Genomic DNA, 24064 nt, shown 5'->3' on the forward strand with positions numbered 1-24064 from the left:
CGTCCCGGACCATCGGGATCCATCCCGGACAGCCGGGATCCGTCCCGGACAGCCGGGATCCGTCCCGGACAGCCGGGATCCGTCCCGGACCGTCGATCGAGCCCGGCCGCCGAACAGTCAGCCCGTCACGGCCTCGATGCGCCTGCGCAGGGGCGCGAACGCCGAACGCGGGCGGCGCAGATTGCGGGCGCGGGCGAGGGCCGGCCAGAAGTCGGCGCCGAGCAGTGCCTCGGGCTGGACGGCGTGCTTGCGCACCAGCACCTCGTCGGGCACGTCCTGCGGATCGGGTACGACGTACTCCTCGATGATCTTGTCGTACGCGTTCTTCAGGATGTTGCTCTCCGGATCGGCTCCGAACACGGCGACGACACCGGTCGGTTCCGTGTCCACCTCGACGACCACCAGGTCGGGACGGTAGCGGCGCAACACCTGCACCACCTTGTACACGTCACCGGTCCAGAACTTGGTGTGCCGGTCGCGGGCCGCCTCGTCGACATCGCGCGGCAGCATGTCGTCCAGCACGATCACGCTCGACCAGCGGGCGTGCTTCTCGACGTTCATGAAGTCGCGCAGGGCGTACTCGAATAGGTGCATGCCGTCGATGAAGGCGAGCTCCAGCTTCGGGTCTCCGCCGATCACATTGAGCGGATCGCGGCGGGCCAGGGCGCGGAACGGGTTGCGGCCGTTGCGCAGGTGCAGCAGCGGGTCCTTGCGGGCGAAGAAGGCATCGCTCGTCGCCTTGACCAGGTGGACGTCGCAGCTGATGTCCGTCACGACGCGGAAGGCGGGGTCGACGGCGACGGACGGCACTCGCGAGAGGGCCAGGCTTCTGCCGTCGTTGACCCCGATCTCCAAATAGTTCCGAGGACGGTAGACGCGGTGCAAATGACGCAGAAAGTCATGGCGGTTCACGTGGAGCAGCCCTTCGGAGGGAACCAACTGGTCTGATCCCCGGCGAAGTTACCTCATGTCAGCACTGCGATGTAAGCGTTCTCCTCCAGTTAAACCTTCACTGTGCAAAACTTTTGAATTCGACGAGATTTGACCATAGAGACGATCATTTGATGATCAAGGCCGCTCTGCTGCGAGGAGCGCAGGAAATGCCTCGTCCAGCGCCGCCCGCCAGTCCCGGATCGGTTCGATCCCGGCCCCCGCCCAGCGGTCGTGCCCGAGCACGCTGAAAGCGGGCCGGGGAGCCGGTCGTACGAATGCCTCGCTGGTCGTGGGGCGGACGCGCGCCGGGTCGGTGCCGAGCAGCCGGAAGATCTCCCGGGTGAAGCCGAACCAGGTCGTCTCGCCGCCGCTGGTGCCGTGGTAGACGCCCGCGGGGGCGGTGCCCGCGAGGGCGGCCTGTCCGAGCAGGACCAGGCGGTCCGCCAGATCGACGGTCCAGGTGGGCTGTCCGCGCTGGTCGTCCACCACGTCGAGGGTGTCCTTGACGCCCTCCAGCTTGATCATCGTACGGACGAAGTTTCCGCCGCCCGCGCCGTACAGCCAGGCGGTGCGGACCACGTAACCCGTGTCCGGCAGGGTGTCCAGCACGGCCTGCTCGCCGGCCAGTTTGGTGCGGCCGTAGGCGCTGCGCGGTCCGGTGGGGCCGTCCTCGGCGTAGGGCTTCTCGCCGTCCCCGGCGAAGACGTAGTCGGTGGAGACCTGGAGGAGGACGGTGCCGTGTTCGCGGCAGGCCGCGGCGAGGACCCCGGGGCCCGTGCCGTTGACCCGCAGCGCGGCGTCCTCCTGGGACTCGGCGTCGTCGACGGCGGTCCAGGCGGCGCAGTTCACCACGACGGCGGGGCGGTGCTCGGCGAAGCCGGCGCGCACCGAATCGGGGTCCGTGATGTCCATGACCGCGCGATCCGCGGCGACCACGGTGACGTCCTCAGCGGCGAGCCGGGCCAGGACGTCCCGGCCCAGCATCCCGGCGGCTCCGGTGACCAGCCATGCGGCGCTCACAGGGCGGCCCGGTCCTTCAGCGGCTCCCACCAGGCGCGGTTTTCGCGGTACCACTGCACGGTCTCGGCGAGGCCGGTGCGGAAGTCCTTGCGGGGCTCGTAGCCGAGCTCCTCGCGGATCTTGGTGCAGTCGACGGAGTAGCGGCGGTCGTGGCCCTTGCGATCCTCGACGTAGGTGACGCTGGTGTCCCAGTCGGCCCCGCAGGCTTCCAACAGCAGGCCGGTGAGTTCCTTGTTGGAGAGCTCGGTGCCGCCGCCGATGTTGTAGACCTCGCCGGCCCGGCCCTTCGTACGGACCAGTTCGATGCCCTGGACGTGGTCGTCGATATGCAGCCAGTCGCGGACGTTGGCGCCGTCGCCGTAGAGCGGGACCGTCCTGTCGTCCAGCAGGTTGGTGACGAAGAGCGGGATGACCTTCTCGGGGAAGTGGTGGTGCCCGTAGTTGTTGGAACAGCGGGTCACCCGCACGTCGAGGCCGTGGGTGCGGTGGTACGAGAGCGCGATCAGGTCGCTGGACGCCTTGGCCGCGGAGTAGGGCGAGTTGGGCGCGAGCGGGTCGGTCTCGGGCCAGGAGCCCTCGTCGATGGAGCCGTAGACCTCGTCGGTGGAGATGTGCACGAAGGTCTTGATGCCGGCCAGGTGCGCGGCGTGGATCAGGGTGTGGGTGCCCACGACGTTCGTACGGACGAATTCGGCGCCGCCGTCGATGGAGCGGTCCACATGGGACTCGGCGGCGAAGTGCACCACCTGGTCGTGCTCGGCCATCAGCTTGGCGACCAGCTCGGTGTCGCAGATGTCGCCCTGCACGAACGCGAAACCGGGGTGGTCGCGCACCTCGTCGAGGTTGGCCGGGTTGCCCGCGTAGGTGAGCTTGTCGAGCACGGTGACGGCGATGTCGCCGGGGCCTTCCGGGCCGAGCACCGTACGGACGTAGTGCGAGCCGATGAAGCCGGCGCCGCCGGTCACCAGAATCTTGGTGGTCATGAAGAGATCTGCACCTTGCTGTGGTCGCCGAGCACGAGTCGGTGGGCGGACGGGGAACGGGGGGCGGGGGTCACTTCGACGTCACGGCCGATGAGCGACGCCTCCACGCGGCGGACACCGGCGACGGAGGCGCCCCGCAGAACGATGGAGTACTCGATCTCGCTGTCCTCGATCCGGCAGTCCTCCGAGACCGAGGTGAACGGGCCGACGTACGCGCCGCTGATCACCGACCGGGCGCCGATGATCACGGGGCCGACGATGCGGCTGCCGCTGACCTTGGCGCCCGCCTCGATCCGCACCCGGCCGATGATCTCGCTCTCCTCATCGACGTCGGCCTCCGCGTGGGACGGCTCGATGGTCTCCAGGACGGTCCGGTTGACCTCCAGCATGTCGGTGACGTTGCCGGTGTCCTTCCAGTACCCGCGGATCGTGGTGGAGCGGACGTCGCGCTTCTGGTCGATCAGCCACTGGATGGCGTGGGTGATCTCCAGCTCGCCGCGCCAAGAAGGCTCGATCGAGCGGACAGCCTCGTGGATGGCGGGGGTGAAGAGATAGACACCGACGAGCGCCAGATCGCTCTTGGGCTCCTTCGGCTTCTCCTCCAGCGCGGCCACCCGGCCTTGGGCGTCGAGCTCCGCGACACCGAAGGAGGTGGGGTTGGGCACCTGGGTCAGCAGGATCTGCGCATCGGGCCGGTCCGTGCGGAACTCCTCCACCAGACCGGTGATCCCGCCGACGATGAAGTTGTCGCCGAGGTACATGACGAAGTCGTCGTCCCCCAGGAAGTCACGGGCGATCAGCACCGCGTGGGCGAGGCCGAGCGGCTCGTCCTGCGGGATGTAGGTGACCTCGATACCGAGCCGGGAGCCGTCGCCGACGGCCTCTCGGATCTCCGGGGCGGTGTCGCCCACGATGATGCCGACCTCGGTGATCCCCGCTTCCGCGATGGCTTCCAAGCCGTAGAACAGCACGGGCTTGTTCGCCACGGGCACCAGTTGCTTGGCCGAGGTATGCGTGATGGGACGCAGGCGGGTGCCGGCCCCTCCGGATAGTACGAGAGCCTTCACGTGACCAGTCCTCATGAGGGAGATATCGGTCTTGTCGCAGCTGCGATTGTCGCCGATTTTGCTGAGAATTGCTGTGCGATTCGTCGTGCGTCAACTCTGTGAACGAGGGGGGACACACGTCGGGAGCCGGGCCGGGACGGGCCCGCTCAGCCTGTGATGAGCCGTGCCCACCAGCGCCGTACGTCCCGCCGCATGCGACGGACGACGCGCCGCGGCAGTGACGCCCTGCGGGCCGCCGCCGCGGGTCGCTCGATGCGCTTGCCGTCGTGCCAGTCGGGCACGGTGACCTCGAAATCGGAGTCCGAGAGGCCGCTCGACCGGTCCCGGAAGTGCGGGTACGCGAGGAAGAGCCGGTCGCCCTTGCGTGAACTGACCACATCCGGAACGGACTTCTGCCGTAAATACGTCAGCACGTCCACCAGCACGTCGGACCGGCCCCGGGCGACAGCGGCGAGCCGCAGTCTCTCGGCGACCTTGATCAGGCGTGCCACGCCGTCGTTCCAGTACACGTCCATGAGCGGCGCCGCGAGCTCCATCTTGTGGCGCCGGACCTCTTCCGAGTCCCGGAGGAGGACGGGCCCGAACTGCTGGAGCATCCCGACCGTGAAGGGCCGGACCATCAGGAGGTCGCGCTTCGGCCCGGCCGGTTCGAGCCGGTGGATGAGCGCCATCATGGCCCGCATGGAATCGAAGCGCCACACATAGGTGCCGCTCTTGGTGACGTGCTTTCCGTCGTCCCGGCCGACCAGGTGGTAGCAGGTGTAGTTGGAGATGATGGAGACCCCGGCGCCGCGCAGATAGGCCTCCATGGTGAAGAGCGCGTCCTCACCGGTCCTGAGTTTCTCGTCGAATCTCAGACCGATGCGCTCCAGCAGTTCACGCCGGAAGAGTTTCTGCGCACTCAACGTATAAATGACCTTGGAGTTGTATACGTCGACCCGGCCCTTGGTGGCTGTCCACATCGACATGGGCGCCCCGCGATTGACCCCGATCACCTTGCCGAGCACCACATCGGTATGGGCCCGGTCGGCCATCGCGACCATCCGTTGCAGGGCTTCGTCGCCGAAATAGTCGTCCGCGTCGAGGAAGAAGACATAGCGACCCCGGGCCAGACCGAGGCCCACATTGCGCGGCCCGCTGGGGCCACCGGAATTCGCCTGCCTGATCACCCGGGTCGCGACCGCGGACCGGGCCGCGAACTCCTCCAGGTACTCGCCGGTTCCATCGGTCGAACCGTCGTCGACTGCCACGATCTCGATCCGGTCGGCACCGATGGTCTGGGCCTCCACCGATTCAAGACAACGGACCAGATAGGGCATCGCCTCGTATGCACCGATGATCACTGTTACGTCAGGAATTGGCTTCTCGTTCATATGAACAGAAGACAGTCGATCTCGGGCGTTGGTTGCCCGACACCACACGCCTGAAGTGTGACCCTTATCACAAAGGCCCGGCACAACCCTTTTAGGGCTATGCCGGGCCTGATGGTTTGTGTTAACGAACCAGCCGGGTTCTCAACCGCCGACGCGTTCGGCGAGGCTGCGCGCCAGGCCCGCGTTCCGGGCCTCCGACTTGGCCGCGAGGGCCTTCACCGCCGTGTCGAACTGCACGATCGAGGTGGGCTCGTCCGGGCCGAGGAGGTACTCCTTCAGCTCGCGCCGGTCCGCCGCCAGGGTGTCCGCCGCGGGGTCCACCACCGCCGCGAGCAGGGCGTCCAACTCGGTCGCGGCATTGGACAGGACGACCGCGGCACGGACCGCGGTGTTCTGCCGGCGGAATTCGTCCTCGCCCAGCGCCGCCGAATCGGTGACCGCGTACGGCTTGCCGCTCGCGATGAAGTCCGACACCACGCTGGAGATGTCCGAGACCATGGCATCCGACTCGTTGAAGCAGTCGTACAGCCGCATCCGGGCGCCCGTGACGACCTTGTGCTCCCACCAGCCGAGCGCCCGCCACGAGGCCGCGTTCCACTCGTCCTTGAGCCGCGCGATCTCGACCTCGCGCGCCGGGTCGGCCAGCGAGTCGCGGGAAATCTCGGCCTCGTCGCCCGAATCGTTGCCACCGCTCGACAGTGCCGCGAGCCGCGCCTCGATACGGGCCAGCTCGGCCCGCGCCTCGGCCTGCACCGCCTGGAGCGCCGCCGATTCCTTCGCCCAGCGGGGGTCGTTGGCGCGCTCCACTGCGGCCTTCTCGATCAACGCGGTGATCCGCTGGTGCACGGCCTTGGCCTGGGCGCTGCGGGTTCCCGTGAAGGGGTGCGGCTTGTAGAGCAGTCGGACCGGCTGCTGGGCGTTCAGCAGCCGCTTGACGATGTTCTCGCCGGCCAGCAGGAGCGAGGTGTTGCCGGGGTTGTCGTCCCAGCCTTCCCAGGTGGGGGCGTACAGCACGGTCGGGATCGGGTTCTTCGGCGCACCGGACCACGGCTGGATGGCGGCCAGCTGCGGGCGGCCCACCTCGACGACGTCCTCGTCGCGCACGCCGACGTCGGCCAGCGCGTAACGGTCCCGGCCGGCCCGGCCCGCGGTCCACACCTCGTCGTACACCTTGCTGTACGGGTTGACGCTGGCGAGCTTGTCGCTGTCGCCGTGACCGATGAAGACATGCTTCATCGTCGGCACCCGGAGCATGTGGATGTTCTTGCCGACGTTGGCCGGGTACAGCGCGACCCGCACCGACGAGAGGTTCATGTTCATCAGGTGCACGCCACCGGACACGCAGAGCACCGGCACCGACGTCGTGTTCAGCTGAGGCACTATCGCGCGCTCACGCAGCAGGATCAGCGGGCGGCCGTCGAGCTGCGCCATCGTCTCCAGCCACATGTTGACCTGGTAGGCCGAATCATTGGAGCCGGAGAAGTAGAGAGCCACGTCCGGCTTGTACTCGCCCAGCCAGGTGTCCACGGCGTTCAGCACCTTGGACTCGGACGCCACCAGCCGGCTCGGACGTATGTACGGCAGGAGCGCCACCACGTAGCAGAGCGCGAGCACCAGCGTGACGGCCAGACCCACGTAGGCGAAGCCGGTCACCTCGGTCTCGATCGCGACCAGCACACCCACCATCGCGAAGATGTCCAGGTGGAGCATCTTCTCCGCGGGACGGTTCACCAGCAGCGACGGCGGGGCGTCCGGGATCCGCACCCGCTCAAGGTCGATGTTGCGCGTGACCACCGGGAGCTTGCGCCGGAGCTTGATGAGGGTGACCGCCGCGCTCTGCGGTGCCTGGAGACCGTAGAAAACCAGCAGGCAGGCGACCGTCACGTAGAACAGCGTCTGCTCCCCGTACCCCATGCGGGAGAGCAGCAGGATCAGCAGCAACTGACGGACCAGGAAGCGGATCGAGAGCCCTGCGCGGACCGCGGAGAGCCGGTTGATCAGATAGCTGCCGCAGTGATGCAGATACTGGTCGGCCAGATATGTCACCGCGGCGGCGCCGGCGAAGAACCAGAGATTGGGGATTATCGCCGCGAGCATGACGCACGGGAACCCCAGGGCCATGAAGAAAGCGGCGGCCAGCTCGGAACCGCTGCCCACACGAAGCATGCGCATGGCTTTCGAAATCACGAAGTACCGCTCCCGAGGGTGCCGACTGATTACCTTGCGAGGGAAATGTGAAGCCGGAGCTTCACGAATTCGGACCCCTGCAATTCGCTCGCGGGCGTCTACAGGGGTCCGAATAGTCGATTGTCAAGCAGTATTACACATCGGCCTGTCGGTCCAGGACAGCGGCCAAGGCCTGTTCGAAGCCCGACGCCTCGGAAGCGCCACGGGTCGGGTCCTGCTGGCGCACGTCGATGACATGGCCGGTCATGTCGGAGAGCAGGACGTCGAGGGATGTCCTGGCGACCGCCTCGGAGGACAGCAGCGTGCCCGCGGGCTCTTCCCCGAACGCCTTGGTGCGCATCGGCGTGGCAGTGCGCTCGGGGTTCACGCAGTTCACCCGAACGGCGTCGCCCGCCCACTCGTCCGAGAGCGCCTGGGTGAGATTGACCATGGCGGCCTTGGTCGACGAGTAGAGGCTGTACTCCGCGCGGCCCCGGGTGTAGCTGCTGGAGGTGTAGAGCAGCAGCTGGCCCTTGGTCTCGGCGAGGTACTTGTACGAGGCACGGGCGATCTGCACCGGCGCCAGGTAGTTGACGTTCAGCGCTTCCTGGATGGTCGCGCTGTCGGTCTCGGCCAGCTTGCCGATGCGGAGCACGCCCGCGGTGTTGATCACGTAGTCGACGCGGCCGGTGTCCGCGTACGCCTTGGAGAGCGCGTCGTCGATGTGCTCCGGGTTCTCCACGTGCGTACCGGTGGTGGAGCGGCCCAGGGCGTAGACGGTGGCGCCGTAGGACTCGGCGAGGGCCGCGATGTCCGCGCCGATGCCGTACGAGCCGCCGAAGACGACGAGGGTCTTACCGGTGAGCAGTTCGCGGTAGGCGGCGTCGTCGGTCGGCTGCGGGACGGCCGTGGAGGCGAGCTGGAAGAGCTTGTCCGCGATGAAGACGTCGACGGGCTGAGTGACCTTCATGTTGTACTCGTCGCCCGCGACGACGTAGATCGGCACGTCGGGGAGGTACTTCAGGACGACCGAGCAGTCGTCGGTGGCCTGGAAGTTCGGGTCGCCCGCTGCGACCTCGTACGCCCGGCGGATCGTGGAGAGCTTGAAGGCCTGCGGCGTCTGGCCGCGGCGCAGCCGGGAGCGGTCGGGCACATCGGTGATGAACTCGCCGTCGCCGCCGTGGGTGCGGGTCACGATGATCGTGTCCGCGGAGGGGATGGCGACGTCGACCGCCTGGTAGCGGTCCAGGGCGTCGACGCAGTCCTTGATGACGCGCTGTGACAGCAGCGGGCGCACGGCGTCGTGGAACAGGACGTTGCGGTCCTCGCCCTCGGCCAGGCCCTCGCCGAGGGCCGCGATGGCGCGCTCGGTGGTCTCGTTACGGGTGGAGCCGCCCTCGATCACCTTGGTGACCTTGCTGAGTCCGGCCTTGGCGACGATCTTCTCCACGTCGGGGACGTAGCCCGGCGCCATCAACACGATGATGTCGTCGATGGAGTCGGCCTGCTGAAAGATCGACAGCGTGTGCTCGATGACAGCCTTGCCTGCGATCTTCAACAGCTGCTTGGGGATGGACAGTCCCACGCGCTGACCGGTACCGCCGGCGAGCACGACTGCTGTGGTTCGGGCTTTGGCTATGTGCTGAGCAGACACGGACGACCTACTTTGCGGGGGCTGGGAGATACAGCGATGGTTGCACTCTCCGTTACCGTCTCGCAAGGTGGACGTCGGCCGCGGCATGCCGTATGGACACCTCGCATTGCCCTGCGATCAGGGCGAATAGCGGAATCGACGCCCTCCGGTCGGGTGATCGATGCCACACGGTTGAGCGGCATGAATCACCCTTGAGCGGGTTCGAATCCCCCGATCGAGTGACATCGAGAGCGTGCCGGGCCGCCGGACGGGGTGACGAACAGACCCGTCCGGCGGTATCACCATGGCTGAAAGCACGGCGTAGGCTGCGGCTGAGCGTTCTAGAACGGGTTGAAGTCGTCGAACTCGCGCTGTGCGTCGTCGCGTTCCGCCTCGCGGTCGCGGCGGCGCTGCGCCGCCGGGCGCGGCGCTTCGAGACGGTGGTCCTCGCCACGCCGGCCGAGCATCTCGGCGCCCGCCGCCACGGTCGGCTCCCAGTCGAAGACGACCGCGTTGTCCTCGGCGCCGATGGCCACGCCGTCGCCCGCCCGGGCGCCGGCCTTCATCAACTCGTCCTCGACACCGAGACGGTTGAGCCGGTCGGCCAGGTAGCCGACGGCCTCGTCATTGTTGAAGTCGGTCTGCCGGACCCAGCGCTCCGGCTTCTCGCCGCGCACCCGGTAGATGCCGTCCTCCTCCAGCGTGACGGTGAAGCCCGCGTCGTCGACGGCCTTCGGGCGGATGACGATACGGGTCGCCACCTCGACGGGCTTGGCCGCGCGCGCCTCGGCGATGACACCCGCGAGCGCGAAGGAGAGTTCCTTCAGGCCCGTGCGGGCGACGGCGGACGCCTCGAAGACGCGGTAGCCGCGCGCCTCCAGATCCGGGCGGATCATGTCGGCGAGGTCCTGGCCGTCCGGGATGTCGATCTTGTTGAGAACGACGATGCGGGGCCGGTCCTCCAGGCCGCCGTACTGTTTCAGCTCCTCCTCGATCATGTCGAGGTCGGAGACCGGGTCGCGGTCGGACTCCAGCGTCGCGGTGTCCAGGACGTGCACGAGCACCGAGCAGCGCTCCACGTGCCGCAGGAACTCCAGGCCGAGGCCCCGGCCCTGGCTGGCGCCGGGGATGAGGCCCGGAACGTCGGCGATGGTGTAGACGGTGCTGCCCGCGGTGACCACGCCGAGGTTCGGGACGAGGGTCGTGAACGGGTAGTCGGCGATCTTCGGCTTGGCCGCCGAGAGGACGGAGATCAGCGAGGACTTTCCGGCGCTCGGGTAGCCCACCAGCGCGACGTCGGCGACGGTCTTGAGCTCCAGGACGATGTCGCGGGCCTCGCCGGGCTCGCCGAGCAGCGCGAAGCCGGGGGCCTTGCGGCGGGCGGAGGCCAGCGCGGCGTTGCCGAGACCGCCGCGGCCGCCCTGTCCGGCGACGAACGTGGTGCCCTGGCCGACCAGGTCGGCCAGCACATTGCCGTTCCGGTCGAGCACGACCGTACCGTCGGGCACCGGCAGGACCAGGTCCTGGCCGTCCCTGCCGGAGCGGTGGTCGCCCGCGCCGGGCTGCCCGTTGGTGGCCTTGCGGTGGGGGCTGTGGTGGTAGTCGAGGAGGGTGGTGACGGCCTGGTCGACGACCAGGGTCACATCGCCGCCGCGTCCGCCGTTGCCGCCGTCCGGACCGCCGAGCGGTTTGAACTTCTCACGGTGTACGGAGGCGCAGCCGTGGCCCCCGTTACCCGCGGCGACATGCAGCTCGACGCGGTCCACGAAGGTGGTCATGGTTGGAACCTCCAGTTACATACATGCAGAAATGTCTCACTCGTGCCGTCCCGCATAGGAGAAAGCCGTCTCTCATGGGAGAAACACGCGAAAGGCGGACCCGCTTCCCGTTCGGGAAGTGAGGTCCGCCTCCGCAGAAACCGCTCGACGAGCGCCGAAAATCAGCCGGCGATCGGAACGATGTTCACGACCTTGCGGCCACGGTGCGTGCCGAACTCGACCGCACCGGCGGCGAGTGCGAACAGCGTGTCGTCGCCACCACGGCCGACGCCCGTGCCCGGGTGGAAGTGGGTGCCACGCTGGCGGACCAGGATCTCACCGGCGTTGACGGCCTGACCGCCGAAGCGCTTCACGCCGAGCCGCTGAGCATTGGAATCGCGCCCGTTCCGGGTGGACGATGCGCCCTTCTTGTGTGCCATGTCTCCTCAGTCCCTTACTTCGCAGCCGCGGGGATACCAGTGACCTTGATCGCCGTGTACTGCTGACGGTGACCCTGGCGACGGCGGTAGCCGGTCTTGTTCTTGTAGCGAAGGATGTCGATCTTCGCGCCCTTGTGGTGGTCCACGACCTCGGCCTGGACCTTGATCCCGGCCAGCACCCACGGGTCGCTGGTCACGGCGTCGCCGTCGACCACGAGCAGGGTCGAGAGCTCGACCGTGTCGCCAACCTGGGCAGTGGAAATCTTGTCAACCTCAACGATGTCACCGACAGCAACCTTGTGCTGGCGGCCACCGCTGCGCACGATGGCGTACACGCGGATCTCTCTCTCGCTCGGAACGAATCCCCTGATGCCAGCCGCCCGCACAGGCCGAAGCCCGCGACGATCCGGAAGGATGAGCGGCCTCTCCTGGCGGACAGGTCCATCAGGAGGAATGTGCTCAGGGGTGGGCGCGCATGGAAACACGCCGAGGGTCAAGGTTACGGGGCTGCTCCCGGGCGGTCAAACCGGGCCTCCACGGGCCCGTCCACCGGCTCCCGCGTGCTAAATTTCCCGTTTTCGTAACTTTCCGTACCGCCTGAGGCCATCGATGCCCCGCTCCGTCCTGCCCGGCCGTACCTGGCTGCTGGCTCTTCTGGTGTCCGCCGTCTATGTGCTGGCACAGCTGACCGCCGGGACCTCCTGGACGCTCTTCCCGGACTCCTACCGGTACGCCCGGGCCGCCGAGGAGTACCTCGGAGCCGACCGGGGCGAGGCGCACCGGACCGCGCTCTCCGCCTTCTGCGCGAGCCGGGCCGACCAAGCGGCCCGGAGCGAGAAGCTCGATCCGCTGGCCGGTGCGGACGCGCCGGGCGCGGCCGGGGCGGCGAGCGAGGCCGCCTGCCTGAAGCGCTGGGCCGACGCTCCCGACATCACCACCGGGGACCCCCGCTACCAATCGATCTTCTCGTCCCGTCCCGGCTATCCCCTGCTCGCCGCTCCCTTCATCGGTGCGCTCGGGGTGCTCGACGGCATGCGGGCGCTCGGGCTGCTGCTGGCCGTGGGCGGCTCCCTGGCCGTCTGCGGGCTGCTGCGCGGGGCCGGGCTCTCGCCCCCGGCCGCCGTGGCCGGCCAGATCGCCTTCCTCGTCTCACCGCTCGGCCGGTGGAGTCTCCAGGCATTGAGCGAGGGTCTGGTCACGGTCTGCGTGCTCGGGGCGGTGTGGGGCGGGGCGCTCATGGCGCGGGACAGACGTACGGTGGGTGCGGTGCTGTTCGTCGGTTCCCTGGCGGTCTGCACCGTCACCCGTTACTCGACAGCGCTGGTGCTGGCCGCGCTGATCTCGGTGGCGATGTTCGCCTCCTGGCTCCTGCGGCGGTCCCGGGCGGACCTGTTGCTCGCCGGGGTGGCCGCGGGATGTGCCGGTGCCGTGGCACTCGTGATGAAGCTGCTCGGGCTCCCCTCGTCGGAGGTCACCCTTCAGGACACCTTCACCCGCCATTTCCGTGCCCCCGAGGTCCCGGACCCCTGGGCCCGGCTCGTCGATCTCGATCTGAAGTACTGGAGTCACTGGATCGGCGAGCAGGCCGCGATGCCGTTCTTCCTGGTGGCCACGGCGCTCTCGCTGTGGGTGCTGCTGCGCCGCGGCGGGGTGCTGGGTCCGCTGGCCTGCGCGGTGACGCTGGCCGGCGCCGCCCAGATCGCCGCGCATCCCCTGGTCCAGGAGGCCGATCGGCTGGGCGTGCTCATGTGGCTGCCGGTGACGCTGGGAATTGCCTTGATTACACAAGCAGTTCGGGGCTATCCCTCACTCCCGAATGATCGTACGGTCCGAGTTCCTTCCTCAACCGTGGAGACGTGCCGTGCCGAGACCGCAGATACCTGATGAACTTCTGGCGAAGACCGCCCGACGTGCGGTCGCCCGGATGGCCCGTACCGACCGGCCGTCCGTCGCCGCGCGAGTCCTGGGTGTCTGCGCGCAACGCGTCCGCAACCGTCGGCTGAAGGCGGACCTGCTGGGCGAGGCGGCCGCCGCCCAGCTCGACCGGGGCCTCGTACCCCGCCACCTCGTCCCCGCGTACGCCGCCGAGCTGGTCTACGCGGACTCCAGGTTCAAAGCGGGCCGCAAGAAGGAAGCCGCCGCGGCTCTCACCCAGGCCCTGCTACTGGCCTTCCACCGGGTTCCGCACGTCGACCGGCTCCACTCGCCCCTGTCGGACGACCCGGCCGGATTCACCGCCCGGCTGCGCGCCAGCACCACCGCCCGCGCGGTGGCGGCACCCCGCGGCCGGAAGGCACCCCCCGCCGCGCCCCCGACCGACCGGCCGCTGCGGCTGCTCGTGGTGAACCGGGCCAACTCCAACTTCCTGGGCCTGCTCACCGAGCGTTACGCGGACCGCCCCGGTGTCGAGCTCCGCACGCTGGACCTGGCGGCCGATCCGGTGCTCGCGCCGCTGGCCAGGGGCCTGCGGAGGATGATCGAGCTGCCGCTCGGGACCCAGGCCGCCTACGCGGCCGAGGTCGAGGCGGCGCTGCGCCCCCATCTGGACTGGGCGGACACGGTCTTCATCGAGTGGTGCTCCACGGCCGCCGCGTTCATGACCCTGGTCGATCCGGGCAGCACCCGGATCGTCGTCCGGCTCCACAAGTACGAGTCGTTCACGTACTGGCCGCACATCATGGACTTCTCCCGGGTCGACGATGTCGTGTTCATCGCGGAGCACATGCGGGAGCTGACCACCGCCGCCATTCCCCGGCTGCTCGGTCCCGACGCGCCGCGCCTCCACTTCCTGCACAACGCACTGGACCTGCGGCGGTTCGACCGTCCCAAGAGCGACTACGCGCGGTTCACCGTGGGCCTGATAGGCATCGGCCAGATAGCCAAGGACCCGCGCTGGGGGCTGGAGGTGCTCCGGCTCCTTCGGGCCCGGGACGAGCGCTACCGCCTTCTGATGGTCGGCGGCGGCATCGATCCGGCACCCAGCGCGGCGGCCGCCGCCTATCACGAGGCCCTGGAGAAGGATCTCGCCGAGCTGGAGCCCTCAGGGGCCGTGCGCAGGCTCGGGCCGAGCGACGACGTACCCGGCGTGCTCACCGCAGTGGGCGTGATCCTCAGCAGCTCGGTCCGTGAGGGCTGTCACGTCGGCCTGATGGAGGGAGCGGCGGCGGGTGCCGTGCCGGTCGTCCGGGACTGGCCGTTCGTGGCCGGCCGGGCGCACAGCACGCGGACCCTCTTCCCCGAGGACTGGATCGTCACGACCCCGCAGCAGGCCGCCGAGCGGATCCTCGCCGTCACCGCGTCCGAGGAGATCCGGGCAGCGGCCGGGCGCGAGGCGTCCCGGTACGCCCTGTCGGCCTGGGACTGGGAGACCGTGCGCAGCGACTACGACCGCCTGCTGCTGGGCACGGACCGCGACGTAAGCTCGCCGGTCGAGGCCCCACTCCGAAAGGCAGACGCGCAGTGAACTACAGAGTCCAGCCCACCGCCCAGGTCGACGAGACCGCCGAGATCGGCGCCGGCAGCAGCGTCTGGGAGCTCGCCCAGATCCGCGAACAGGCCCGGCTCGGCGAGGGCTGTGTGGTCGGGCGCGGCGCCTACGTGGGTACGGGCGTCCGGATCGGCGACAACGTCAAGATCCAGAACTACGCACTCGTATACGAACCCGCCGAACTTGCCGACGGTGTCTTCATCGGCCCGTCGGTGGTCCTCACCAACGACCACAACCCGCGCTCCGTCGACCCCGACGGTAAGCAGAAGCGCGGCGGCGACTGGGAGGCCGTCGGGGTGAAGATCGCCGAGGGGGCGTCCCTGGGCGCCCGTTCGGTCGCCGTCGCCCCGGTCCGGATCGGCCGCTGGGCAATGGTCGCGGCCGGCGCGGTGGTCACCAAGGACGTCCCCGACTTCGCTCTGGTCGTCGGCGTCCCGGCCCGGCAGGTCGGCTGGGTCGGTCACGCCGGTGTGAAGCTGGTGGAGCGCCCGGGCGAGCCGGGCGTGTGGGAGTGCCCGCAGACGGGCGCGGTATACGAGGAGAAGGCCGGGGTGCTGACCGAGCGCGCCGCACAGCCCCAGGACTGAGCCAGGGAGAACGCCGCGGGAATCGCGCTCGTTCAGGGGCGGATCCCGCGGCGTTTCCGTCTCGGGCATCGCCTTCCACCGCGTCCCGTTTCCGGGACGGGCTCGTATCCCGCTCGCCGAGGCCCCCGTCCGGTTCACCAGTGCGGCCGCTCGTTCCAGCCGGGCACATAAGATGACCGAATTTACCGGCGCCCTACAAGTGAGGCCGACATGTTCCAGACCGATGTCCAGGTCCCCGGTCAACCGGACACAGTCGGCGCGCACGGAACGCAGCCGCCCAAGAAGGCGGCCGCACCCCGGCTCTACGCACTGGATGCGCTGCGCGTCCTGGCGGCGTTGTCCGTCCTGTTCTTCCACTTCACCGGCATCGACGCGGCGACCAAGGCCAACTGGGGTGTGAACCCCAAGGAGTTGTTCCCCTGGCTCTTCCCGGTCACGTCGTACGGTTCGTACGGCGTCCAGCTCTTCTTCATCATCAGTGGCTTCGTCATCTGCCTCTCGGCCTGGAACCGCACACCCGGGCAGTTCGTACGCGCCCGTTTCCTGCGGCTGTTCCCCGCCTACTGGTTCTCCGCCGTCGTCGCCTTCCTGATCTGGCGCTTGCTGCCGGACGGCCGGCGCACCGCGCCCAGTATCAGTGACTCACTGACCAACCTCACGATGTTCCAGGTGCCGCTCTCCGCGCAGCACCTGGTGGGTGCGTACTGGACGCTCTGGGTCGAGCTCACCTTCTACCTGGTCTTCCTGGTGGTTCTCCGCAAGGGCGTCGACTACCGGAACGTCTCGGTCTTCTGCTGGGTGTGGCTGCTGGCGAGCGTCCTGGTCCAGCAGGACAAGGACGTGCCGCTGCTCGGGATCTTCGCCCAGCCGCTGAACACCGCGCTGTTCGTGGCCGGCATCGCGATGTATCTGATGTACCGCTTCGGACCCGATCTGAAGCTGTGGGGACTGCTGGGTGCGAGCTGGCTGGTGATGCAGAGCGACCTGGTCGAGCACGCCGACAACCTGCGGCACAACAAGGGCATGGATCGGGACCCGTACGTCGCACTGGCCCTGGTCACCGTCTTCTACTTGCTGGTGCTGGCGGTGGCGCTGCGCAAGGTGAACTGGATCAACTGGAAGTGGCTGCCCACCGCGGGCGCCCTGGTCTACCCCCTCTACCTCCTCCACGAGGAGCTGGGCTGGGCCATGATCCGCAACCTGTACGGGCACCTGGGCGCCTGGCCCACGCTGGGCGTCACCACGGCGGCGCTGATCGCGCTGGCCTGGCTGGTGCACCGGTTCGTGGAGCGGCCCTCGCAGAACTGGCTGCGCGCGGCTCTGGCCCGGGAATCCAGCAATCCGCCGGCGCTGCCCCCTGGCTGATCGCGGGCCCGGCGTCCCTGGCCAAGGTCCGGCAGACGACGACGGGGCCCCGGTCGACCTGGTCGGCCGGGGCCCCTCGCACGCGTACGGTGATCAGCGATCAGCCGCCGATGACGACGCGGCGGACACCTTCCCAGCGGGCCGGGTCCGTCGTACGGCGGCCGTCGACCAGGACGCGGACGTCCGGGAGGTCGGCGGCGGCCAGCTCGCGGTACTCGGCGTGGTCGGCCTGGAGGATCGCCGCGGTGACGGTCTGGCCCTCGTGCGGGACGAGACCGTGCGCGGCCAGCTCCTCGGAGGTGTACATCGGGTCCGAGACGAACGGCACCGCGCCGCGCGCCTTCAGGGCCTCGACGGTCGGGAAGACGCCGGAGAAGGCCGTCTCCTTCACGCCGCCGCGGTAGGCCGCGCCCAGCACCAGCACGCCCACCCCGTCCAGGTCGCCGTAAGCGGCGGCGAGCAGGTCGACCGCGTACTCGGGCATGGCCGCGTTGGCCTCGCGCGCCGAGCGCACCACGGTCGCCGAGGGGTCGTTCCAGAGGTACATCCGCGGGTAGATCGGGATGCAGTGGCCGCCGACGGCGATGCCCGGCTGGTGGATGTGGCTGTACGGCTGGGAGTTGCACGCCTCGATGACCTTGAGGACATCGATGTTCTGCTGGTCGGCGAAGCGGGCGAACTGGTTCGCCAGACCGATGTTGACGTCCCGGTAGGTCGTCTCGGCGAGCTTGGCCAGCTCGGACGCCTCCGAAGTGCCCAGGTCCCAGACGCCGTTGGGGCGCGGCAGATCCGTACGTTCGTCGAAGTCCAGGACCGACTCGTAGAACGACACACCGTGCGCCGCCGAGGCCTCGTCTATCCCGCCGACCAGCTTCGGGTAGCGGCGTAGGTCCGCGAAGACCCGGCCGGTGAGCACCCGCTCCGGCGAGAAGACCAGGTGGAAGTCCTCGCCGGCCTTGAGGCCGGAGCCCTCTTCGAGCATCGGCGCCCAGCGGGTCCGGGTGGTCCCGACCGGCAGCGTGGTCTCGTAGCTGACGAGGGTGCCCGGCTTGAGACCGGCGGCGATCTCCCTGGTCGCGGAGTCCATCCAGCCGAAGTCGGGCGTTCCCTCGGCGTCCACGAAGAGGGGGACGACGACCACGACGGCCTCGGACCGGGCGACGGCGGACGCGGTGTCCGTCGTCGCGGTCAGCAGCCCCGCCTCGACGGTCTCCTTGAGCTTGACGTCGAGGTCGTGCTCGCCCGGGAAGGGCTCGACGCCGGCGTTGACCAGTTCGACGACCTTCTCGTTGACGTCGGCGCCGATCACCCGGTGGCCCTTGGCGGCGAACTGCACGGCGAGCGGCAGACCGATCTTGCCCAGGGCGACTACACAGATGTTCATGGTTACTTCCTCTTGGTGCGCATGGCGCCGGTCAACAGGGATCGCAGCCGCGAGCCCAGCGGTTTCTTGGGCGGATGGAGCGGGCCGGTGCCGATCACAATGCGGCCCTTGGTGTTGAGACGCGCCGCGGCCCGGTACGGGTCCGTCTCGCCGTGCCACCTGCGGGCCAGCGGCATGGGCCGGCCGTCGCCACGTACCGGGATCTCGTACGTTCCGCCGGCCACGTCCACGAAGACCCGCACGCCTCGCTTGGCCGTACGGGGTTCGAGCGGGATCCGGGCCCGCAGCACGGTGGCGTTGCCGTCGTCCGTGAGTTCCCGGGTGAACTCCCCCTGTGCCGGGGGCAGGGCGTGCCCGTCCGGCAGGCGGCGGGCGCGCGGCTTGTCGGCGCTCTTGGGCATGGCGCCCTCGACGAGACGGACGACCGCGGAGCCGGTGTCGCCGACGACGCCCACCCGTACCGCCAGCGCCAGCGCCAGTTCCTCGCCGGTCTGCACCCAGTCCGCCTCGATCAGCTCGGTCTTGTTGGCGAGCCGTCCGGGGACGATCTCGCCGACCAGTTCGAAGCAGCGGTCGGGGAGTTCGAGCCCCGTGTCACGGAAGCCGGGGTAGCGGGCGAAGGCCCGGCCGTCCTCCAGGTGGAAGGGGGGCGCACCGTGCTCGGCCTCTTCACTGATGGCACGGCAGAGTTCGTCGACGGCGCCGCGCTGCGCGAGCCGGAGCCTCGCCCGCAGCTTGACCGGGAGCGAATCGCTGAGCGGGTCCGTCAGATAGGTGTCGGCGAGCCGGGTGATACCGGCGCAGATCTCACGCTTCGTCTCGTCGTCGAGGTCCACGAAGTCGCTCTGGATGAGCTTGGAGAGCTCCCAGGTGAAATGGCGCTTGAAGACGGCGTCCCGGTTCGGCCCGGTCTCGATCAGCCCGGCCGCATGGTCCATGATCATGGCCGTGCAGCGCAGCCGTGCCAGATGGTTGGCCCGGTAGGTGATGTTGCTGGCGTCCCCGCGCTTCACCGCGTAGTAGCAGGTGTAGTCGGCCACCACGGATATCTTGCGGGCGCGGACGCACGCCTCGATGGTGAAGGGCTGGTCGCTGCCGACCGGCACGTCCTCGGGGAAGCGCAGTTTGTGCTTCTCCACGAGGTCGCGACGGAAGAGCTTGGTGTTGGCCAGCGCGAACGGCAGCTCGGGCCCGTAGAGGCTGACGTCGGAGTCGTTGGCCTTGTAGAGCGACTGGCGCACGTACCGGCCGTTGGTGCCGACCATCTTGCCGACGACGACATCGGAACCGTGGGTGTCGGCGCACTTCACCATCCGCTCCAGCGCCTCCTCGCCGAGGTAGTCGTCGGAGCCGATGAAGTAGACGTACCTGCCGGTGGCGAGCTCCAGTGCGCGGTTGCTCGGCATCGCCGGACCACCGGAGTTGGCCTGGTGGACGACCTTGACCGTGTCCGGGTAGCGCTCGGCGAAGCGGTCGAGCTCGGCGGCGCTGTCGTCCGTCGAACCGTCGTCGACCGCGACGACCTCCAGCCGGTCCAGCCCGATGGTCTGCCCCACGAGGGAGTTCAGGCACTCCGTCAGGTAGGGCATGGTGTTGTACACGGCGACAACCACACTGACGTCAGGAACCGTCGTCATCGTCTGTTAGCCGCCTTCTCTGGGTCGGAGAGCAGGTTGGTGTACAGACCGTCGAGGACGTCGGCCTGGGCTTCCCAGGTCCAGGTGTCCAGCAGCCCGGGTTTGTCGTAGGCGGCACGGTAGCGTTCCGGATCGGCCAGCACCTGCTTGATCGCGCGGACCAGGTCGGAGACGTCCTCAGCGGTGCACACCTCGCCCTGGCCCGTCGCACGGGTCATCTCGGACATGGTCTTCACATCGCTGACGACCAGGGGGAGCCGGGCGTGCGAGTACTCGAAGAACTTGGTGATGAGAGCGATTTCGTGGTTCGGCCAGTGATGGATCGGAATGCAGCCGACATCCGCGGCGGACAGGAACCGGACGACCTGCCAGTGCTGTACGTACGGCACCGCGTGCAGCCGCTCCCGTACCCCCAGCTCCTCCGCCCGGGCCAGCAGGCCCTGGATGTAGCCGGCCGCCGGATTCGGAACGACGAATGCCATGTGCACGCCGTCCAGCTGCGGCAGCGCCTCCACCATGTCGCCGAGGCCGCGCTGCGGTCCGGGCGAGCCGCTGTAGACCACCAGCGGAACGTCCGGGCCGATGCCGCACTGTTCCCGCAGATCGGGCAGCGGTTCGGCATCGTCCTCGTCGAGCGGCTCGACCGGCCGGTCGGGGGCGTTCAGCACGACCGTGGGCTGCGCGGTCAAGGAGTGACGCTCACGGAGCAGATCGGCGAGGCCCTCGGAGACGGTCACCACCGCGTCGGCGTACGGGGCGAATTCGCTCTCGTGTGCCGTATTGCCCGGGATCCAGTGGGCGTTGTCCTCCCACGGGCGGACTCCGGGCAAGAACTCGTGCGCGTCCCAGACCAGCTTGACCCGACGGCCCGCGGCCCTGGCGCGGACGGTGGCGCGGGCACCGACGCCGAGCATGCGGAAGTCGTTGGCGTGGATCAGATCCGGCTCGAGCGCGTCGATCTCCTTTCCGTACGTCAGCTCGTAGTCCCACAACGCGGGTTCGAGCCTGCGCCAGGCGCGCTTCCCCTTGGCCGTCTTCCAGGCCGCGGTGAACGCCCGGTCCAGCGGACCGCGCAGGCGCCGGCCGGCCTTCTGCGCCTCGGTGGACTGCCGGGAGCGGAATTCGATCCAGCGCTGCATCACCTTCGATGCCGGCCCGGCCGCCACGAGGCGAGCCTGCTCCATCTTCCGGAACCCCGGCGTACCGACCGCCTGCGGCGCCACCTTGAGCGCGGCCCGACGCGTGGCGACATCGGCGCGCCATGCCTTGGCCCACTGCCGGCGGTACGACGCGAGGGGGCCGGGGGGGTACGCCAGAGGGCGACGCAGTGGCGAGCGGTGCCGCTCGGCATGCCGCTTCGCCAGCGGCGTCTTCAGCGGCAGCAGCCGCACTTCGGCGCCGCCGAGCTGCCAGCTGCGGCCCTTGCCCGAGCGCACCAGGCCCAGCAGCGTCACGTCCCAGCCGGCTGCGGCCATGGACTCGGCAGCCTTCTGTACCCGCGAATCGCCCTCGACCTTGTTGTCGACCAGCATGACGACCCGGCCCCTGCCGGGCCGGTCGTTGCCGGCTTCCTGCTTCTCCATCAACAGCCTTTCCCCCGGACGCGTCACTTGAGAAAACCGTTCAGCACCTGTGCTGTCCTGCGTCCGTCGTGGTAATCACGCGCGAATTCCACCGAAAAGCGACCGATGGCCGCTGTGCCCTCACGGTCGTCGATCAAAGAACCCAGTACCTCGCGCAGGGTGTCCGGGGTGGCGCCGACGATGGGCAGCTCGTCGTTGGTCGCGGCCTTCACCGTGTCGCTTATGTAGCCGATCACCGGCTTGCCGGCGGCCATCGCTTCCACGGCGAACGTGCCGTAGCTGCCCGTGGTGAACTGGTCCAGGACCAGGTCGCTCTCCTTGACCAGTGCCTGCATCTCGGCCCAGGGAATGCCCTCGGCGAGCCTGAAGTCGATCACGCCCTTGTCGTGCAGTTCGGTGAGTACGGGCATGATCCGGTCCGTACCCTTCGTCCAGCGCTTGGACGGCGCGTGCAGCACGATGGGCCGCTTGCGCTCCATCACGGGCCGCTCGGCTGCCCATGAGGTGACATCCACCACGAGCGGGGCCCACTGCGCCGTCGGCAGGTCCTCGAGCAGATCGGGAGTCGTGACGAAGAGCGGGAGACCGCATTCGTCGGCGATCCGCCGGTTGACCTCGGCCTTCCTCTGGAGCTTCTCCGCGATTCCGTCGGGCGCGTCCCGGAACAGCGAGTACTCGTGGCGCTCCAGATGCCGGGCGGGGTTGCGGATGTCGCTTCCGTGCGACAGGAGCGCCACCTTGATACGAGCCTTGCGCAGCGCGGCCAGGTCTCCGGCGATCGTGTCACCGTTGAGCCGCCCGAAGACCGGCATGAAGGCATCGACGATCAGATGGCTGTAGCGGCCGACGATCCGCTTCACCTGCTGCAGCTGGACATCGAGGTCACCGAGCCGGGCGGCGTCGACATAGACGTCCGCGGGATACCCGAAACTGTCGGTCCGCTGGTTCATGACGACTTCGACGGACACATCCGGATTCGTCTGCGACACCGCCTGGGCGAAAGCCGCGCCCTGGCCGGCGTAGTTGGCCGGTCCGATGCCCAGCTTGATCGGTGTGGAACCGAGCGCGGTCCAGGCCGGTAGCCCGGGTTCCCCGTTGCTCGCGAAGGCCCGCACGGCCCCGGGGGTCTCCTGGACGGTCCAGGGCACCTGGGTGGCCGGCACCGGTGGCTTCTTCTTCGACAGGGTGCGGTACAGCTGAAGCAGTCCGGCGCTCTGGTGCTCCCAGGAGAGCTCCTTGAGCACGTCCTCGGTGATGTGCTCGGCAAGCTCGTCACGACGCTTCAGCGCGCGGGACGCGGCAGCCGCGAAGGTGGTCGGGTCGTCCCAGGTGAAGACCTCGCCGAGCCCCTTCTCCTCCACGTATGCCTTGATCACACGCACATCGCTGGTGACCAGCGGGAGCCCGGCCTGAAGGTACTCGGAGACCTTCGTCGGCAGGGAGACCTCACAGTTGGGAACCCGCTTGAACGGGGTCAGACCGACATCCGCCGAGGACAGGTAGTCGGCGACCTGATGCTGCGGCACGTAGGGCACCAGGTGAATACGGTCGCGCACTCCGAGCGTCTCCGCGGTCGCCAGCAACCGCTCCAGAAGCGGCGTCATCCGGCTGCAGACGAGCGCCAGGTGCACACCGGGCAGTTCGGGAAGACCGTCGATCACGGCGTCCAGACCGCGTTCGGGCCCCAGCCACCCCGAATAGACCATGAGCGGGACGTCAGGACCCAGATCGCAGGCGTCACGGACGGACGACGGCACCGTTCCGGATCCGATCACCTCGCGGACCGGGGAGTTGCCCACGACCAGCGGAAGCCCGGAAAGCTTGTGGTCGTCCCTGAGCAGCTCGGCCAGTTGCGGGGAAACGGTGACAACCGCGTCGGCCCGGCCGATGTACTCGGCCTCGGCCGCGGGAAGCGCGTAGGCCTGTCGCGGGTTGGGCCATTCGACACCGCGGATGTACTCGTGGGCGTCGTAGAGCCAGACGCACCGGTGGCCGCTCGCCCGCAGCCGTGCGGCGCTGCGCGCGGCCGTCACGATCGTGGTGGCATCGTTGGCGTGGATGACGTCCGGCTTGATTTCCTCGATCAACGGGCCGAACGCCAGGTCCAGATCGACCAACTGCGGCCAGTCCAGACGCCAGTCACGGACCGGATCCGGGTCCTTCGGCGTCCGGCGCTGCTCCCACTTGAAGGCACGCACCCGCAGCCTGTAGACGGCACGGCGGGCACGCAGCACAGCTTTCAGCGACGTCCGCCGGGGCATGCCCGACCAGGTCGTCTCGGCGGACGTCTGGCGCACCCATGCCTGATACGACGCGCGGTAGCGACTCATCGCTCCCTGATCATGGATACGGAACTGAGTCATGGCGCCACGCAGCGGATGAGCCTTGCGCGCCTTCACCGACCGCAGGTACTCCTTGGCCACGGGGACACGGATCACCTCGATCGGCCCCAGCCTCGACCGTTGGACGCGCTTGGTGTCGCTCCTGCCGATCAGCGTGACGTCCCAGCCGTCGCGCGCAGCGGCCACAGCCGTTTTCTGGACCCGTGAGTCGCCCGTGATGCCGTTGGCGACGATCACGGCAAGCCGCGGTCGACGAGCAGGGGATTTCATTCTGTACTTCCTCCGGTGCAAGACAAAGGCCGGAGCC

General features: G+C 68.7%; 18 protein-coding genes. 4 read left to right on the top strand and 14 right to left on the bottom strand.

Features of this window, described 5'->3' with window-relative positions; translation table 11 throughout:
- Positions 1–117: 117 nt before the first annotated feature.
- The 10 genes from OH735_RS11820 to rplU all read right to left on the bottom strand — a co-directional run bounded on the left by OH735_RS11820 (position 118) and on the right by rplU (position 11707).
- Complete coding sequence (locus OH735_RS11820) at positions 118–912, bottom strand: class I SAM-dependent methyltransferase (protein WP_406381327.1); 795 nt, start codon at positions 910–912, stop codon at positions 118–120.
- 156 nt (positions 913–1068) lie between these two features.
- A complete protein-coding gene (gene rfbD / locus OH735_RS11825) occupies positions 1069–1953 on the bottom strand; it encodes a dTDP-4-dehydrorhamnose reductase (RefSeq protein ID WP_406381328.1) in 885 nt (294 codons plus the stop codon).
- Positions 1950–2936 (bottom strand): dTDP-glucose 4,6-dehydratase, encoded by a 987-nt coding sequence (gene rfbB / locus OH735_RS11830; protein ID WP_406381329.1) that lies wholly within the window; start codon positions 2934–2936, stop codon positions 1950–1952. Before rfbB ends, rfbD begins: the two co-directional genes overlap by 4 nt.
- Positions 2933–4003: a glucose-1-phosphate thymidylyltransferase gene (locus OH735_RS11835; protein ID WP_406381330.1), complete on the bottom strand. Its 1071-nt coding sequence runs from the start codon at positions 4001–4003 to the stop codon at positions 2933–2935. The genes rfbB and OH735_RS11835 overlap by 4 nt, the downstream gene beginning before the upstream one ends.
- Before the next feature lie 146 nt (positions 4004–4149).
- On the bottom strand, positions 4150–5376 hold the full coding sequence (locus tag OH735_RS11840; protein ID WP_406381331.1) for a glycosyltransferase family 2 protein: 1227 nt from the start codon (positions 5374–5376) through the stop codon (positions 4150–4152).
- A 141-nt stretch (positions 5377–5517) separates the two neighbouring features.
- Positions 5518–7542, bottom strand: a complete 2025-nt coding sequence (locus tag OH735_RS11845; RefSeq protein ID WP_406386531.1) for a hypothetical protein — start codon at positions 7540–7542, stop codon at positions 5518–5520.
- Positions 7543–7696: 154 nt separating this feature from the next.
- Entirely contained in the window at positions 7697–9196 is a 1500-nt protein-coding gene (locus tag OH735_RS11850) for a D-ribitol-5-phosphate cytidylyltransferase (protein WP_406381332.1), read from the bottom strand.
- Between the two features lie 320 nt (positions 9197–9516).
- Positions 9517–10953: a GTPase ObgE gene (gene obgE / locus OH735_RS11855; RefSeq protein ID WP_406381333.1), complete on the bottom strand. Its 1437-nt coding sequence runs from the start codon at positions 10951–10953 to the stop codon at positions 9517–9519.
- A 161-nt stretch (positions 10954–11114) separates the two neighbouring features.
- Positions 11115–11372 carry a 50S ribosomal protein L27 gene (gene rpmA, locus OH735_RS11860; RefSeq protein WP_018103204.1) on the bottom strand — a complete coding sequence of 86 codons (258 nt, stop codon included), beginning with the start codon at positions 11370–11372 and terminating at the stop codon, positions 11115–11117.
- A gap of 14 nt (positions 11373–11386) precedes the next feature.
- On the bottom strand, positions 11387–11707 hold the full coding sequence (gene rplU, locus OH735_RS11865; protein ID WP_030921216.1) for a 50S ribosomal protein L21: 321 nt from the start codon (positions 11705–11707) through the stop codon (positions 11387–11389).
- Between the two features lie 274 nt (positions 11708–11981).
- On the opposite strand from rplU, the gene OH735_RS11870 reads away from it, so the two are divergent.
- The 4 genes from OH735_RS11870 to OH735_RS11885 all read left to right on the top strand — a co-directional run bounded on the left by OH735_RS11870 (position 11982) and on the right by OH735_RS11885 (position 16811).
- Positions 11982–13256, top strand: coding sequence for a hypothetical protein (locus OH735_RS11870; protein ID WP_406381334.1), 1275 nt, complete (start codon positions 11982–11984; stop codon positions 13254–13256).
- Positions 13234–14835: a glycosyltransferase gene (locus OH735_RS11875; RefSeq protein WP_406381335.1), complete on the top strand. Its 1602-nt coding sequence runs from the start codon at positions 13234–13236 to the stop codon at positions 14833–14835. Before OH735_RS11870 ends, OH735_RS11875 begins: the two co-directional genes overlap by 23 nt.
- Positions 14832–15446, top strand: a complete 615-nt coding sequence (locus OH735_RS11880) for an acyltransferase (RefSeq protein WP_406381336.1) — start codon at positions 14832–14834, stop codon at positions 15444–15446. The genes OH735_RS11875 and OH735_RS11880 overlap by 4 nt, the downstream gene beginning before the upstream one ends.
- Before the next feature lie 210 nt (positions 15447–15656).
- Entirely contained in the window at positions 15657–16811 is a 1155-nt protein-coding gene (locus OH735_RS11885) for an acyltransferase family protein (RefSeq protein ID WP_406381337.1), read from the top strand.
- A gap of 100 nt (positions 16812–16911) precedes the next feature.
- Here OH735_RS11885 and OH735_RS11890 read toward each other — a convergent pair whose 3' ends face one another.
- Genes OH735_RS11890 through OH735_RS11905 form a run of 4 tightly spaced genes read right to left on the bottom strand, consistent with a single transcriptional unit; the run spans position 16912 to position 24027 of the window.
- The gene (locus tag OH735_RS11890; RefSeq protein WP_406381338.1) at positions 16912–18195 is read right to left on the bottom strand and encodes a nucleotide sugar dehydrogenase; all 1284 of its coding nucleotides are present in this window, start codon (positions 18193–18195) and stop codon (positions 16912–16914) included.
- Between the two features lie 2 nt (positions 18196–18197).
- Positions 18198–19832 carry a glycosyltransferase family 2 protein gene (locus tag OH735_RS11895; RefSeq protein WP_406381339.1) on the bottom strand — a complete coding sequence of 545 codons (1635 nt, stop codon included), beginning with the start codon at positions 19830–19832 and terminating at the stop codon, positions 18198–18200.
- Complete coding sequence (locus OH735_RS11900; RefSeq protein WP_406381340.1) at positions 19829–21415, bottom strand: glycosyltransferase family 4 protein; 1587 nt, start codon at positions 21413–21415, stop codon at positions 19829–19831. The genes OH735_RS11895 and OH735_RS11900 overlap by 4 nt, the downstream gene beginning before the upstream one ends.
- Positions 21416–21438: 23 nt before the next feature.
- On the bottom strand, positions 21439–24027 hold the full coding sequence (locus OH735_RS11905; protein ID WP_406381341.1) for a glycosyltransferase family 4 protein: 2589 nt from the start codon (positions 24025–24027) through the stop codon (positions 21439–21441).
- Positions 24028–24064: the final 37 nt, after the last annotated feature.

Source organism: Streptomyces sp. NBC_01618, from assembly GCF_045209435.1.
GTDB lineage: Bacteria > Actinomycetota > Actinomycetes > Streptomycetales > Streptomycetaceae > Streptomyces.